13 protein-coding genes are annotated in these 14,432 nt (G+C 60.7%); 11 read left to right on the top strand and 2 right to left on the bottom strand.

All coding sequences use genetic code 11. The features are described 5' to 3' along the window. Positions 1–861: 861 nt before the first annotated feature. The 6 genes from AC3WVQ_RS16475 (at position 862) to AC3WVQ_RS16450 (ending at position 7,735) form a co-directional block, all read left to right on the top strand. Entirely contained in the window at positions 862–1,662 is an 801-nt protein-coding gene (locus AC3WVQ_RS16475) for a helix-turn-helix transcriptional regulator (RefSeq protein WP_060530574.1), read from the top strand. Positions 1,663–2,202: 540 nt separating this feature from the next. Beyond that, a complete protein-coding gene (locus tag AC3WVQ_RS16470) occupies positions 2,203–3,243 on the top strand; it encodes a UDP-glucuronic acid decarboxylase family protein (RefSeq protein WP_082566281.1) in 1,041 nt (346 codons plus the stop codon). Position 3,244: 1 nt separating this feature from the next. After that, positions 3,245–4,228 (top strand): UDP-glucose 4-epimerase GalE, encoded by a 984-nt coding sequence (gene galE / locus AC3WVQ_RS16465; RefSeq protein WP_090298058.1) that lies wholly within the window; start codon positions 3,245–3,247, stop codon positions 4,226–4,228. Continuing rightward, positions 4,225–6,189 (top strand): glycosyltransferase family 2 protein, encoded by a 1,965-nt coding sequence (locus AC3WVQ_RS16460; protein WP_090298055.1) that lies wholly within the window; start codon positions 4,225–4,227, stop codon positions 6,187–6,189. Before galE ends, AC3WVQ_RS16460 begins: the two co-directional genes overlap by 4 nt. Positions 6,190–6,239: 50 nt before the next feature. Then, positions 6,240–6,755 carry a DUF995 domain-containing protein gene (locus tag AC3WVQ_RS16455; protein WP_034787207.1) on the top strand — a complete coding sequence of 172 codons (516 nt, stop codon included), beginning with the start codon at positions 6,240–6,242 and terminating at the stop codon, positions 6,753–6,755. 23 nt (positions 6,756–6,778) lie between these two features. Then, a complete protein-coding gene (locus AC3WVQ_RS16450) occupies positions 6,779–7,735 on the top strand; it encodes a glycoside hydrolase family 26 protein (RefSeq protein ID WP_060517455.1) in 957 nt (318 codons plus the stop codon). Between the two features lie 158 nt (positions 7,736–7,893). On the opposite strand, the gene hppD is transcribed toward AC3WVQ_RS16450, so the two are convergent. Then, positions 7,894–9,006 carry a 4-hydroxyphenylpyruvate dioxygenase gene (gene hppD / locus AC3WVQ_RS16445; protein WP_090298053.1) on the bottom strand — a complete coding sequence of 371 codons (1,113 nt, stop codon included), beginning with the start codon at positions 9,004–9,006 and terminating at the stop codon, positions 7,894–7,896. Between the two features lie 131 nt (positions 9,007–9,137). Between hppD and AC3WVQ_RS16440 the strand changes: the two genes are divergently transcribed. Further along, a complete protein-coding gene (locus tag AC3WVQ_RS16440; RefSeq protein ID WP_034787199.1) occupies positions 9,138–9,617 on the top strand; it encodes an Lrp/AsnC family transcriptional regulator in 480 nt (159 codons plus the stop codon). Positions 9,618–9,621: 4 nt separating this feature from the next. Here AC3WVQ_RS16440 and AC3WVQ_RS16435 read toward each other — a convergent pair whose 3' ends face one another. Further along, positions 9,622–10,086, bottom strand: a complete 465-nt coding sequence (locus tag AC3WVQ_RS16435; protein ID WP_060604581.1) for a MarR family winged helix-turn-helix transcriptional regulator — start codon at positions 10,084–10,086, stop codon at positions 9,622–9,624. Between the two features lie 176 nt (positions 10,087–10,262). Here AC3WVQ_RS16435 and hmgA point away from each other — a divergent pair, with 176 nt between their 5' ends. From hmgA to maiA, 4 genes are all read left to right on the top strand, one after another. Further along, entirely contained in the window at positions 10,263–11,630 is a 1,368-nt protein-coding gene (gene hmgA, locus AC3WVQ_RS16430; RefSeq protein ID WP_090298050.1) for a homogentisate 1,2-dioxygenase, read from the top strand. Next, positions 11,627–12,496 carry an MBL fold metallo-hydrolase gene (locus AC3WVQ_RS16425; RefSeq protein ID WP_090298113.1) on the top strand — a complete coding sequence of 290 codons (870 nt, stop codon included), beginning with the start codon at positions 11,627–11,629 and terminating at the stop codon, positions 12,494–12,496. The genes hmgA and AC3WVQ_RS16425 overlap by 4 nt, the downstream gene beginning before the upstream one ends. 69 nt (positions 12,497–12,565) lie before the next feature. Further along, a complete protein-coding gene (locus tag AC3WVQ_RS16420; RefSeq protein ID WP_060581238.1) occupies positions 12,566–13,591 on the top strand; it encodes a fumarylacetoacetate hydrolase family protein in 1,026 nt (341 codons plus the stop codon). Between the two features lie 20 nt (positions 13,592–13,611). After that, a complete protein-coding gene (gene maiA / locus AC3WVQ_RS16415) occupies positions 13,612–14,250 on the top strand; it encodes a maleylacetoacetate isomerase (protein ID WP_090298046.1) in 639 nt (212 codons plus the stop codon). The last annotated feature ends 182 nt before the right edge of the window (positions 14,251–14,432 follow it).

The following is a 14,432-nucleotide window of genomic DNA, read 5'->3' as shown; positions in this document are numbered from 1 at the left end:
AGAGATTTTCGCTTTTTTGCTAAATTTATTTTAGTTTTTACTTTTTTATATAATTTATGCCCGGATTTAGGTCCGGTTTGTATGTTGACTTGCTTTACGCTTACTCGGTGGAACGCTGACGCTACTCTCCGGAGGTCGAGGCTTCTCACGGCTGGAAGCGCTTGGTGGCGCTCAGCCGGTCCCTTTTGATCTTCCGGAACGAACGCTTAATTTGACACCAAATCGCGTGGCGCGGAAGATACCAATTCTAGTTAGTGGTTTGTAATTACTGACACTTTCTCGCCTAGCCATCGACCGCAAGCCATTGGCGCAGCGAGGAAATCCCCTGCTTTTTCAGGGGCATCTGCCGACCGGTGCCTCCGCGCTTTCCACGCTTTGCGCTTGGCTTCGGGCTATCGTCGACAGCAGCGGACGGGCCTCCTAGTACCAACTAAGTATTCCTGCGTATATCGGAGCGGAAGAGGGGGGTTAAGCGCGGCTGCACGAGGCCGCTTAACTAATCCATTTATCGCGCGCCGTCGGGTCCGTCTTGGCAGAAATGCATAGGACGCTCGCTCTGCTGGGGGTATCCTAGAGGCTTGTTTTTGAGAGCGTTCCGCGTCTTGGTAAACAGAACGTTAGCAATATAACCCAAAGATGGTTCGATTTATAACGATTTAAGTGCCCTTCCGGCGCTTCTCTAATCCTTTTGGGCTGTTTCGTTGCGGAGATCTTTACGTTACATTAGCTATCGCGAATTTTATCGCACAGGAATAATCGTGACGCATAAGTGGTTCCGAATAAATTTTTTGAAAGTGGGGCGTGCCCACGGCCAGACCGGGGCACCCATAAAAATAAATGGAAAAATCCTAGGAGGGCGTAATGTATCCTGGAAGCTCCAACGTGGGTGATTTTGAAGATAACAACAAGGCTTTGTCACAAAAGAAAAAAATCGTAATGCTCGCCAAGATCGACCTGTTCGCCGAATGCCTGATGCAGGCCGTCGGGTCCAGGTTTCAAGGGCACGATATCGTCAGCTTCTCCGATCCCGACAATCTGCTTGACGGTAGTCTCGTCGATGTCACGCTGATCATGCTGTACCGGATGCCTCCCAAGTCCTTTCCGGCTATCTTGCGGACCATTCACGAGTTCCACCCGCGGGCATCGATTGGCCTGGTGGTGGAGAATGCCGAGGAACTCGATCCGTCGATTGCCGGCTTCGTCGAAGAGCGCCTCATCCATGGCGTCCTGCCGTTGAACCTCAATCTGGATGTCTGCCTTGCGGCCATCGACTTACTGATGAAGGGCGGCGAACATTTCCCGGCGGCTCTGCTGCGGCGGCTTTCTCCCGAGCCTTTCGCGGCGAACAGCCTTTATGGCCGGCGCGGGGAGGCCCCGGGCCAGACGACCGTTTCGGGAACAGGACGGCGCAAGCGCGATGCTGGCCCCGATGGCCTGACGACACGCGAGGTCCAGATCCTCGATCTGATCTGCAAGGGCACGCAGAACAAGATCATCGCGGACCGGCTCGGGCTGTCGGAAAATACCGTCAAGGTTCACGTCCGCAACATCTATAAGAAGATGAACGTTCGCAACCGTACGGAAGCGGCGTCTCGATACTTCACCAACGATGCGGCGACGGAGCGCAACGGCGACGTCCTCCTGTCGCGTTGGAAGAACTAGGCGCGACGTAAGGCAGACATTTATCTGCTTGAGGGCTTGGCCGTCGTCGAAGGCGTGCCAAGTTCTATTCGGCCCCAGGTGCGTTCTCCTGGGGCTGATTCCCGAAATCAAATGCTACTTTGAGCCTGCCCCGGCGATTGGCCGGGCGGTCCCGCTGTGGCATGTCTCCTCGACAGGTGCGTGAAAGCTCGAAAGATCACACCGAAATTTACCCTAGAATATACTGGTAAATATTTCGTTACTTTTGGCCTGGATTGGCTGAAATGTAATCACATATGATTATGTCAATAGTAATTTGTTGTAATTTTGGATTATTTACTGGAAATAAATTCCATACATATTGACTGGACGGTTCGTATTTGATAATTAGCTAATATTGAAATTGAGAATCTAAAAAATATTGATTGAAATTGAATAGTTTATTTTTTGTCGGGTTGTGCGTGTCGTTGTAATAAAGAGAATATTTTTATTATCTATTGCGCTCGCATCCCGTCTCCAAATCACCAACGAAAATGGTGAGTTTAATAATTGGAGGTGCGCATGCGAAAGGTCGTCACGGGACCGCTGTCCGTGGTTGGACAGCGGGAGTTTCTTAAGAAGATCGCAGGAATACCGAAGAGAATACTAGTAACGGGTGGAAGTGGTTTTCTCGGATCTCATATTTGCGAAAGACTTATTTCCCTGGGTCATACGGTCATCTGTCTTGACAACTTTTCGACCGGCCGGCGCGAAAATCTCTCTCATCTGGCGCAGGACCCCCATCTCCACATCATCGATCACGACGTTCGAAAGCCCTACCTGATCGATGCCGATGTCATCTTCAACTTTGCCTCCCCCGCGTCACCACCGGACTATCAGGCGGACCCGGTCGGGACATTGATGACGAACGTTCTCGGCGCGCTGCATGCGCTCGAAAACGCCAAGGCCACTGGCGCCACCGTCATCCAGTCCTCGACTTCGGAAGTCTATGGCGATCCGCTGACCAGTCCGCAGCGGGAAACCTATTTCGGCAACGTCAACACGATCGGGCCGCGAGCCTGCTATGACGAAGGCAAACGGTCGGCCGAGACGCTGTTCTTCGACTACCACCGGACCTACGGCGTGAAGATCAAGGTCGCGCGTATCTTCAACACCTACGGTCCGCGCATGCGGCCCGACGACGGGCGGGTGATATCGAACTTCGTCGTCCAAGCCCTGCAGGGCAAGGACCTGACGATCTATGGTGACGGGCACCAGACCCGGTCCTTCTGCTATGTCGACGACCTGATCGACGGTTTCCTCCGTCTTTCGGTCTCGGCCGACCCGTGCACCGGTCCGATCAATCTCGGCAATCCCGGAGAGTTCACGGTTCTCGAGCTCGCGCGAATGGTGCTTTCGATGACGGGCTCGCGTTCGCGCATCGTGCATCTGGCGGCGGCCACCGACGATCCTCGCCAGCGGCGACCCGATATCACCCAGGCGCGTGGTGAACTCGCATGGGAGCCGAAGGTGATGCTGCGCGAAGGCCTTGAGCGCACGATCGCCCATTTCGACGAGCGCCTCAGTGCGGCCGGTCGCGCAGTGGCCGGAGAGGCGGTATGACATGTCTCGCGTCGCACTGGTCACCGGCGGAGCCGGCTTCATAGGCAGCCACACCTGCAAGCGTCTGGCTGAGCAGGGCATCGTTCCCGTCGTCTACGACAATCTCTCGACGGGGCATCGATCCAACGTGAAATGGGGCCCCCTCGTGGAGGGGGCGATCGAGGACAAGGAACGGTTGGCGGCGGCAATCCGGACCCATTCGCCCGAATGCCTCATCCACTTTGCCGCATCCGCCTATGTCGGGGAATCGGTCGAGGATCCGGGAAAATACTACACCAACAATGTTGCCGGCAGCATCGCGCTTCTGGAAGCCTGCCGGGCGACCGGACTTGGACGCATCGTCTTTTCCAGCTCGTGCGCCACCTACGGCATCCCGCCGCAGCTGCCGATTACCGAGGACATGGTTCAGCTGCCGATCAATCCCTATGGCCGCACCAAGCTGATGATCGAACTGATGCTTGGCGACTATGCCCGTGCCTACGGCATCCGCTCGGTGGCGCTGCGCTACTTCAATGCGGCCGGCGCCGATCCGGAAGGGCAGCTGACCGAAAAACACGATCCGGAAACGCATCTCATTCCCCGTGCGCTGATGGCGGCGGCCGGGCGGATCGACAGGCTCGATGTCTTCGGCGACGACTATGCGACACCGGATGGCACCTGCATCCGCGACTACATCCACGTGACCGATCTTGCCGACGCGCATGTGGCGGCGGTGAACTATCTGCGCGACGGCGGCGAGGTGTTGCACGCCAATCTCGGTTCTGGCCATGGGACGTCGGTCCGGCAGGTGCTGTCGGCCATCGACCGGGTCACCGGTCGGCCGGTCCCGGTGCAGATGCTGCCGCGCCGGCCCGGCGACCCGCCGGTTCTCTATGCCGACACGAACTGGGCGCGCCAGAGGCTGGGTTTCCGTCCGCAGCTTTCGGACATCGACACGATCATCGCGACGGCCGCGCCGAGCTTCGGCCTGGAGGTGCGCTCATGAACTGGTCGCTGGAAACCGCGAAACCGGATGAGACGATCGCCTTCGGGCAGAGCCGGAAGGCCGCTTCGGCGCCCGCCGCCCTGTTTTCGGGCCGGCTGCGACTGCTCCATGTCCTCGGCATTGCCGCATGGTTTGGCGCCCTCCTGTATTTCTGGCAGTGGTGGCTTGATCCCGCCCACGTCGTCGACTGGCCGTCCTATGTGCTGATCACGGTGGTCGTCGGATGGATCACGCTGCTGCCGGTCTATTTCATCGTGATCTTTTCCGGCGCGAAGGTTATGGCGGCAAGCGCCGTCCGGGTGCCGCAGGGGCGGGTCGCGATGGTGGTGACCAAGGCGCCTTCGGAACCCTTTTCGGTGGTGCGCAAGACGCTGCTCGCCATGCTCGACCAGACCGGCTGCGAATTCGACGTGTGGCTCGCAGACGAAGATCCGTCACCGGACACGATTGCCTGGTGCGCGGCGCGCGGGGTGATGATCTCCACGCGAAAGGGCGTCGCAGACTACCATCGCTCTTCCTGGCCGCGCCGGACCCGGTGCAAGGAGGGAAACCTCGCCTATTTCTACGATCACTATGGCTACGAGCGCTACGATTTCGTCGCCCAGTTCGATGCCGATCATGTGCCGGAAACCACCTATCTCGTCGAGGTGCTGCGCCCGTTCAACGACCCGTCGGTCGGTTATGTCTCGGCGCCGAGCATCTGCGATGCCAACGCCGCCACCAGCTGGGCAGCGCGCGGGAGGCTCCACGCGGAGGCCAGCATGCACGGCTCGCTGCAGGCCGGCTACAACAACGGCTGGGCGCCGCTGTGCATCGGTTCGCACTATGCCGTTCGGACCAAGGCCCTGAAGCAGATCGGTGGGCTTGGGCCCGAACTTGCCGAAGACCATTCGACAACGCTGATCATGAATGCCCATGGCTGGCGCGGCGTGCATGCGCTGAACGCGATCGCCCATGGCGACGGACCGGCCAATTTCGCCGATCTCGTGGTTCAGGAGTTCCAATGGTCGCGAAGCCTCGTCACGATCCTGTTGAAATACTCGCCGGTCTACGTGCCGAAGCTGTCGCCGCGGCTGAAGTTCCAGTTCCTGTTCTCGCAGCTCTGGTATCCGCTGTTTTCGTCGTTCATGGCGCTGATGTTCCTGATGCCGATCGTGGCGCTCGTCTCCGGTCGGACCTTCGTCGCCGTCACCTATCCGGAATTTCTGCTGCATTTCGCGCCGCTCTCGTTGGTGCTGATCGCGCTTGCCTATTTCTGGCGCTCGACGGGCACGTTCCGGCCCTATGACGCACGCGTCCTGAGCTGGGAAGGCACGCTGTTCCTGTTTGCACGCTGGCCCTGGTCGCTGCTCGGTTGCCTTGCGGCGGTGCGCGATCATCTGACGGGCTCCTTCGTCGACTTCCGCATCACGCCGAAGGGTGGCGGTGCCGCCGCGCCTTTGCCGCTGCGGGTGCTGATGCCCTATCTGGTGCTCGCCTTGGCATCGGCTCTGGTCGCCAGGGGTATCTCCGATGCCGGCACGGCGCGCGGGTTTTATGTCTTCGCCGGCATCAACGCGCTCATCTATGCGGGGTTGGTGGCGGTGATCCTCATTTGCCACGCACGCGAAAACCGGTTGGCCCTGATCCCGCGGTCGACGATGACGGCGGCGACGGCCGGGTGCCTGGTGCTGGTCTCGGTGCTCTCGGCTCAATCGGCCGTGCGCCATGGGGCCGAGGCAACCCAGGCGCTGTCGCACGGCCTGCAGTTCGTGAGCTTCACCGAAACGAGATACACGGTCGCCGGTGCCGGCAGCGGCACCAATCTCAAAACCGTTCGCTTCCGCCTGAAATGGAGAGGGTTTTCACAGCCATCCGACGGGCAGGCGCGCGGCGAAATCAGTGCATCGAATATCAGCCAACAAAGTAACAGGGAAACGATAACGACCAGGAAGGTCGGTCGGTTTCATGTGCCGTCATGACGACGGCAAGCAGTCGAGTGTGTGTGGTCTCCAATGCGAGGAGAAATGCAATGAAAGGGTCGTTGAAAGTCATAGCTCTCCCGCTGCTGGTGCCTTTGGCAGCGGCCGCGGTCTATTTCGGCGCCGAGCCGGTCAAGGCGAAGATGGAAGTCAAGCCAAAGCCGCTCAGCGCCTATGAGGTCTACTCGCTCTACCGCAACAAGACCTGGGAGTGGTCGACAGGCGGTGCCCGGTTCGAAGCCCACGGGCGCAAGCTCGTGGCGTTCGTCGACAAGGGCAAGGGCGATCGTTCCTTTGCCGAAGGCAACTGGTACGTCAGCGACCTCGGCATGATGTGCATGCAGGCCACCTGGACGACCTCGGCCAATGCCGGCAATGCCCGGAGCTGCTTCGGTCACGCCCGGATCGGCGACACGGTCTATCAACGCAAGGTGCCCAACGGGAAGTGGTACGTCTTCAGCCATGCCAAGCCCCGCGCCGGTGACGAGTACAAACGTTTTGTTGCCCACGACAACATCACGGCCAAGGCACTCCGGCTGAAGGAACAGTTCCTGGCCAAGAAATAGACGTTCTGCTGCAGGAGGATGAAATGAAACGCAAATTGGCATTCGCGCTATGCACGGCTCTGGCTCTCCAGCTGGATCTCAGTGCAAGCTTGGTATCCGCGTTGGCGCAGGAGAAAGCCAATCCTGCGACCAGTGCAGAACAGACGATGAGCGATAAACGTCCGGTCATTCACCCGGGCGGAACAAAGTTCGGTGCCTATGATCCGCATGGCGATTTCGGCGCCCAGAGCGATGTCTCGACCGAGGCCCTGTTCCTGCCTTGGGAAGACGTGGACCTCGCTTCCTTGCAGGTCGCCGACGAGTACGCGCTCCAGCGCAATCGCAACCTGCTGATCACCATCGAGCCCTGGTCCTGGTCGCTGGACTGGAAACTGACGCCGACGCAGCTTCGCGACCGCATGCTCAGAGGTGAGTATGACGCCAACATGGAAGCAATCGCCAACACGATTGCCGGGCTGAAGAGCCCAGTCATCGTGCGCTGGGGCCAGGAAATGGAAGATACGTCCGGGCGTTTCTCCTGGGCCGGCTGGGAGCCCCAGGACTGGATCAAGGCCTACCGGCACGCGATGGACATCGTGCGGGCGAAAGCGCCAAAAGCGCAGATCATGTGGTCGCCCAAGGGGCTGCCGAACCTGGTCGATTACTATCCGGGCGATGACTACGTCGATCTCGTCGGCCTCTCGGTCTTCGGGCTCGAACCGTTTGACAAGATCGAATACGGCGCGCCGAAGACCTTCACCGAGGCACTGAAACCCGGCTACGACCTGGTCGCCAAATACAACAAGCCGATCTGGGTGGCCGAGCTCGGATGGGAAGGCAGCCAGGCCTATATGCAGCCCTGGATGAACGCCGCGACGCAAGCGGATTCGCAGTTCCCCAATCTCGCCGAGGTCGTCTACTTCAACGACCGCGACGTCATCGATTGGCCGCACGACCTTGGTCGGCCAAACTGGCGGGTGGTCAACGACGCCACGAACTGAGGCTCTCGCCGATGCGTGCCCCTCTTGGGGCACGTTGGGGTGTACACTGGGCGCGGCTGGCTCGCAGGCGCCTCAGGTCTCCAAAGTAAAAAGCCCCTCGCTTGAGGCGAGAGGCTGATTTGATTGGGCGGTGCCGTCCGGCCGATGCCGGACCTGACTTACTCGGCCGCCTGCGGACCCAGTTCGCCGCGACGGATCTGGTCGGCTTCGATCGACTCGAACAGAGCGCGGAAGTTGCCCTCGCCGAAACCCTCGTCGCCCTTGCGCTGGATGAATTCGAAGAAGATCGGGCCGATTACGGTTTTCGAGAAGATCTGCAAGAGGATCTTTGTCATGCCACCGTTCACGACACCTTCGCCGTCGATGAGGATGCCGTGCTTCTTCATCCGCTCGATCGGCTCATCATGGCCGTGCACACGGTCGTGAGACATGTCGTAGTAGGTCTCCGGCGGGCCCGGCATGAACTTCAGGCCATTGTCCGACAGCTTGTCGGTGGCATCGTAGATGCCTTCGGTGCCGACGGCGATGTGCTGGATGCCTTCGCCCTTGTACTTGCGCAGATATTCCTCGATCTGGCTCGTATCGTCCTTGGACTCGTTCAAGGGGATACGGATCTTGCCGCAGGGCGAGGTGATCGCGCGACTGACGAGGCCGGTGATGCGGCCGTCGATGTCGAAGAAGTGGATCTGCGTGAAGTTGAACAGTTCGCGGTAGAAGGCCCACCACTTGTCCATATTGCCGCGATAGACGTTGTGGGTCAGGTGGTCGAGATAATAGAAGCCGACGCCCTCGGGCTTCGGATTGCGCTCCCCGGTCCACTCGAATTCGGCCTCGTAGGCCGAGCCCTTGGCACCGTAAGTCTCGACGAAATAGAGCAGCGAACCGCCGATGCCGACGATCGCCGGGACATCGAGACACTTGTCCTTGCCTTCGTAAGGGATGGCGCCCTTCGAGACTGCATGCTCGAAGGCGTGCTTGGCATCGACGACGCGCCAGGCCATCGACGGGGCGCAGGGGCCGTGTTCGTCGACGAAGCGCATGGCGTGCGAGCCACGCTCGGCGTTCAGGATGTAATTGATGTCGCCCTGGCGCCAGACGGTGATGTTCTTGCTTCTGTGTTTGGCGACCGGGCTGTAGCCCATGCGAGTAAAGAGCTCGGCCAGCTTTTCCGGTTCCGGATGGGCGAATTCGACGAACTCGAAGCCGTCGGTGCCGGCGGGATTGTCAGCGGTAATCGTTGCCGGCGGGGCGTCATGCGGGAAGGGGCCCATCGGAAGTCTCCTCTTATTCTTCCAAACTTTGCTGGAGTATGACGCAATTCCCATGCATGATGCTTGTATTCTTGCGCGGTTTAGACAGAATGGCGCACGAAACATGCAAAATTGCGTATTAGGATGCACGAATGGAGCAGCTTGACGGGTTCGATCTCAAGATCCTCAGCGAATTGCAGCGTGACGGGCATCTGACCAACAACGAACTGTCGGAACGCATCGCGCTTTCGCCGTCGCAATGTTCGCGCCGGCGCACCCGGCTTGAAGCGGAAGGCTACATCACCGGCTACCAGGCACAGATCGACCGGCAGAAGCTCGGCCTCGATCTGATGGTGGTGATCTCGGTCACGCTCGCTACCCACAATCGCGACAATGCCAAGCGCTTCGGCAAGCTCATTTCCGGCCTGCCGGAGGTGCTGGAGGCCTATGCGCTCACCGGCGAGATGGACTACCACATGCGGGTGGTGACGCCAGATCTTGCGGGGCTGTCGCGCTTCGTCAACGACGTGCTTCTGCCGCACGACAGCGTGCAGCATGTGAAGACGTCGATCGTGCTTGAAACCTTGAAGAGCTTCGAGGGCGTGCCGATCCCCGAGCGGATGAAGGGCTGAAGCCTCAGGCAGAGGGCGGAGGGTCGAACCTGCCGATAGCGCGTTCCACTGCTTCCAGCCCGACGGCGAGCGCCTGTATCCCGGCCGGCCCGATCAGCGTGTCGAGTTCCGCCTGATAGCGGACGGCAAGCTCCGTCAATTCGCCATAGGCCCGGATGCCGGTCTTCGTCAGTTCCAGATGTTCGATGCGGCGGTCGTTTTCGTCTTCGCGCCGCGTCAGCCAGCGGCGTTTTTCGAGCAAGGCGACGGCGCGGCTGACCTTGGTCTTGTGCATGGCCGAGTGCGCGCCGACTTCGGTGGCCGTCATCGGGCGGCTTGTGCTGCCGAGGGCGGCCAGAGTGCGCCATTCCGGGCGCGTGAGCTGGTAGCGCGCCTTGTACTGGGCGGCAAAGCGCAGCGCGACGAATTCCGCGGCGCGGTTCAGCCGATAGGGCAGGAAGGCATTGAGTTCGAAGCCATCGGCGGCCATCGGGCATCCTTGATAGTTACAAAATCGATAGTTACGATTGCAACTAATATGCCGAAGGCGACGCCTGCGTCCACCCTGGGAAAAGGCCGTCGCCGCGGTATTTGGAATTGCGCCGGACCTGTGAACAGGTCGGTTCGCGAAGCCGAAGCAGGGTGCCATGAGGAGGAGGATCGACGATGCTGGACAAGGCAGGAAAACAGGCCGGGACACTGGCTAAGGCCAACGAAGCGCTTGGCTACATGCCCGGCTTCGGCAATGATTTCGAGACCGAGAGCCTGCCGGGCGCCCTGCCGCAAGGGCAGAACAGCCCGCAGAAATGTGCCTATGGCCTCTATGCCGAGCAGCTTTCGGGCTCCCCCTTTACCGCGCCGCGCGGCACCAACGAGCGGTCCTGGCTTTATCGCATCCGCCCGAGCGTTCGCCACACCGGACGTTTCAACAAAATCGACTATCCGCACTGGAAGACGGCGCCGCATGTCGCCGAGCATTCTTTGGCGCTTGGCCAGTTGCGCTGGAATCCACTGCCGGAGCCGACGGAAAAGCTGAACTTCCTGCAGGGCATCCGCACGATTACGACGGCGGGCGATGCGCCGACGCATTCGGGCATGGCAGCGCATGCCTATGCCTTCAACGCCGACATGGTGGACGACTATTTCTTCAATGCCGACGGCGAGCTGCTGATCGTTCCGGAAATGGGCGCGATCCAGGTGTTCACCGAGCTCGGCAAGATGGACGTCGAACCCTCCGAGATCTGCATCGTGCCACGCGGCACCATGTTCAAGGTGACGCGACTTGGCGACGAGAAGGTTTGGCGCGGCTATGTCTGCGAAAACTACGGCGCCAAGTTCACGCTGCCGGATCGCGGTCCGATCGGCGCAAACTGCCTGGCTAATCCGCGCGATTTCAAGACGCCGGTCGCCGCCTTCGAGGAGAAGGAGACGCCCTGCCGCGTGCATGTGAAGTGGTGCGGCGGTTTCCACGTAACCGAGATCGGCCATTCGCCGCTCGACGTCATCGCCTGGCATGGCAACTACGCGCCCTACAAATACGACCTCAAGACCTATTCGCCCGTCGGCGCGATCCTCTTTGACCATCCGGATCCGTCGATCTTCACGGTGCTGACGGCGCCCTCGGGCGAAGAGGGCACGGCGAATATCGATTTCGTTATCTTCCCGCCGCGCTGGTTGGTGGCTGAACACACTTTCCGTCCGCCCTGGTACCACCGCAACATCATGAGCGAATTCATGGGGCTGATCTACGGTCGCTACGACGCAAAGGAAGAGGGCTTCGTGCCTGGCGGCATGAGCCTGCACAACATGATGCTGGCGCATGGGCCCGATGCGTCGGGCTACGACAAAGCGACGAATAGCGAGTTGAAACCGGTGAAGCTCGACCATACGATGGCCTTCATGTTCGAGACCCGCTTCCCGCAGCAACTGACCCGCTACGCCGCCGAACTGGAGACGTTGCAGGACAACTACATCGACTGCTGGACGGATCTCAAGAAGCGGTTCAACGGGACGCCGGAAGGCGATTGGTCTTGAGTTCACGCCTGGTTTTGCTCGGCAGCAAGGGCGGTCCGGCGATCCGGCCGGGCGGCCCGTGGCCGACGTCGTCTCTGCTTCAAATCGGCGGCCGGACGGTTGTCGTCGATTGCGGCCTTGGCGTCACGCGCGGACTGACCGATGCCGGTGTGGCGCTGAAGACGCTGGACCTGATCGTCATTACCCATCTGCATTCGGATCATGTGCTGGAACTCGGGCCGCTCATTCACACGGCCTGGACCGCGGGGTTGTCGCAGCCGGTAGGCGTCTACGGGCCCACAGGCACTCGCGCCTATTGGCAGGGCTTCCTGCAATCGATGGCCTTCGATATCGAGATTCGTATCGTCGATGAGGGCCGGCCCGACCTGCGGATGCTGGTCGAGGTCATCGAGTTTTCGGAAGGCGAGATCTTCTCCGAGAACGGCCTGACGCTCTCGGCGCTGCGCGTCGACCATCCGCCGGTGACCGATTGCTTTGCGCTTCGGTTCGACGATGCGGAAGGCTCGGTCGTGTTCTCGTCCGATACAGCCTATTTCCCGCTGCTTGCTGATTTCGCCAAAGGAGCTGACATCCTCGTGCATGAGGCGATGCTCGCCGAAGGCGTCGACCGGCTGGTGGCGCGCACCGGCAATGGCGCGCGGCTGAAGGAGCATCTGCTGGCGAGCCACAGTTTCGCCGAACAGGCGGCGGCGATCGCGGCGGCCGCCGGCGTCGGACGGCTGGTGCTGCATCACCTCATCCCCGCCGACGACCCCGAGATATCTGAGGCCCACTGGATTGCGGCGGCTCGCAAAAACTGGGCGGGCGCCTTGACGATCGCCACCGACGGCCTTGTTGTGAAGATTGCGGACGATTCGTCCGCGTAAAGAAATTCCGCGACGGCCGCGAAGCGGTCTTCGGTCTGGAACAATGAGAAGTTTGAGAGGGAGGACTGCATGAAACTGGCGACACTCAAGGACAGTACGCGCGACGGAAAGCTCGTGGTCGTCTCCCGCGATCTTACCCGCTGCTCGGAGGTCGGGCACATCGCCCGCACGCTGCAGGCAGCGCTCGACGACTGGGCGCATGCGGGCCCTCGGCTTGCGCGCGTCGCCGAAGGGATCGAGACCGGTTCGCAGCCGACGATCCGCTTCCATGAACATGATGCGCTGTCGCCGTTGCCGCGCGCTTACCAATGGGCCGACGGCTCGGCCTACGTCAATCACGTCGAGCTGGTGCGCAAGGCCCGCAATGCCGAGATGCCTTCAAGCTTCTGGACCGATCCCTTGATGTACCAGGGCGGCTCCGACAGCTTCATCGCGCCGCGCGATCCGATCCCGCTTGCCGACGAGACCTTTGGCGTCGACATGGAGGGCGAGGTCGCCGTCATCGTCGACGACGTGCCGATGGGTGCGACCATCGACGAGGCACGGGCGGCGATCCAGCTCGTCATGCTCGTCAACGACGTGTCGCTGCGCGGGTTGATCCCGGCCGAGCTTGCCAAGGGTTTTGGTTTCTTCCAGTCAAAGCCGTCGTCGGCCTTTTCGCCGGTTGCCGTTTCGCCGGATGAACTGGGCGACGCCTGGGACGGCGGCAAGCTGCACCTGCCGCTCCAAGTCGACCTCAACGGCAAACCCTTCGGCCGCGCCAATGCCGGCATCGACATGACCTTCGATTTTGCGCAGCTGGTCGCGCATGCGGCCAAGACCCGGCCGCTTTCCGCCGGCACGATCATCGGTTCGGGCACCGTTTCCAACAAGCTCGACGGCGGACCGGGCAAGCCTGTTGCGGAAGGCGGTGCCGGCTATTCCTGCATCGCTGAACTCCGGATGATCGAGACGATCGCCGGCGGTGCGCCGAAAACCCAGTTCCTGAGGGTCGGCGACGTCGTGCGCATCGAGATGAAGGACAAAACCGGTCATTCCATCTTCGGAGCTATCGAACAGACCGTCGAAGCTTACAACACAGTCGGAAACGGCTGACTGACACGAACGGGCAAGGCATGAGCGAGACCGTCCTTTACGACTACTGGCGTTCGTCGGCGAGCTATCGGGTGCGCATCGCGCTCAACAGCCTCGGTGAACGCTATCGTTCTGTGCCGGTCGACCTGCTTGCCAAGGCACACAAGGCGCCGGACCATCTGGTCCGCAACCCGCAAGGGCTCGTGCCTGTCCTTGAGATCGATGGCGAGCGCTTCACGCAATCGCTCGCCATCATCGAGTACCTCGCCGAGACCCGGGCAACCTCCGGCTTCCTGCCGGATGACGCCATCGGTCGTCAGCGGGTGCGCAGCCTGTCCTATGCGATCGCCATGGACATCCACCCCGTCTGCAATCTCAGCGTCGTGTCCCACGTCATGGCCAATGCCGAGGACAGCGAGGCGGCGCGGCGCAACTGGATGCGCAAATTCATCGGCGAGGGGCTTGCCGCCTTCGAACGGTTGCTCGACCATTCCGCGACCGGGCGCTTCTGCCATGGCGACATGCCGACCATGGCGGATTTCTGCCTTGTGCCGCAGGTCTACAATGCCCGCCGATGGGACGTCGATCTTTCGGCCTGTCCGCGGCTGGTCGCGATCGACCAGAACTGCGCGGAGATCGAGGCTTTCGCCCGCGCGCACCCGGACCGCACGCCGCGCTGAGGGGCCACGCGGCTTCTCGCTTGATCCCTTCTCCTAGCACCTTCGGGCGCGCCCGCATCCTGCGGGCCGCCTTCTCTGGCCGGTTCCGTCAAGCGAATGTCGCGAATGGATCGACGGCGGCGAAAAGGCCGCGCTAGTTTTTGTATGACTGGCCTATAAGGGGGGCCGGAAAAACCTCTGGA

It is taken from the genome of Ensifer sp. EB106-05-01-XG146 (genome assembly GCF_058791875.1).
This window is presented reverse-complemented; position numbering and strand designations above follow the sequence as displayed.

What these genes read in the sequence shown, in the direction of transcription:
- hppD (WP_090298053.1), bottom strand. Translation starts at nt 9,006, where the DNA reads ATGGGCCCCTTCCCGCATGACGCCCCGCCGGCAACGATTACCGCTGAC.
- AC3WVQ_RS16440 (WP_034787199.1), top strand. Translation starts at nt 9,138, where the DNA reads ATGGAGCAGCTTGACGGGTTCGATCTCAAGATCCTCAGCGAATTGCAG.
- AC3WVQ_RS16475 (WP_060530574.1), top strand. Translation starts at nt 862, where the DNA reads ATGTATCCTGGAAGCTCCAACGTGGGTGATTTTGAAGATAACAACAAG.
- AC3WVQ_RS16420 (WP_060581238.1), top strand. Translation starts at nt 12,566, where the DNA reads ATGAAACTGGCGACACTCAAGGACAGTACGCGCGACGGAAAGCTCGTG.
- AC3WVQ_RS16450 (WP_060517455.1), top strand. Translation starts at nt 6,779, where the DNA reads ATGAAACGCAAATTGGCATTCGCGCTATGCACGGCTCTGGCTCTCCAG.
- AC3WVQ_RS16460 (WP_090298055.1), top strand. Translation starts at nt 4,225, where the DNA reads ATGAACTGGTCGCTGGAAACCGCGAAACCGGATGAGACGATCGCCTTC.
- galE (WP_090298058.1), top strand. Translation starts at nt 3,245, where the DNA reads ATGTCTCGCGTCGCACTGGTCACCGGCGGAGCCGGCTTCATAGGCAGC.
- AC3WVQ_RS16435 (WP_060604581.1), bottom strand. Translation starts at nt 10,086, where the DNA reads ATGGCCGCCGATGGCTTCGAACTCAATGCCTTCCTGCCCTATCGGCTG.
- hmgA (WP_090298050.1), top strand. Translation starts at nt 10,263, where the DNA reads ATGCTGGACAAGGCAGGAAAACAGGCCGGGACACTGGCTAAGGCCAAC.
- AC3WVQ_RS16470 (WP_082566281.1), top strand. Translation starts at nt 2,203, where the DNA reads ATGCGAAAGGTCGTCACGGGACCGCTGTCCGTGGTTGGACAGCGGGAG.
- AC3WVQ_RS16455 (WP_034787207.1), top strand. Translation starts at nt 6,240, where the DNA reads ATGAAAGGGTCGTTGAAAGTCATAGCTCTCCCGCTGCTGGTGCCTTTG.
- maiA (WP_090298046.1), top strand. Translation starts at nt 13,612, where the DNA reads ATGAGCGAGACCGTCCTTTACGACTACTGGCGTTCGTCGGCGAGCTAT.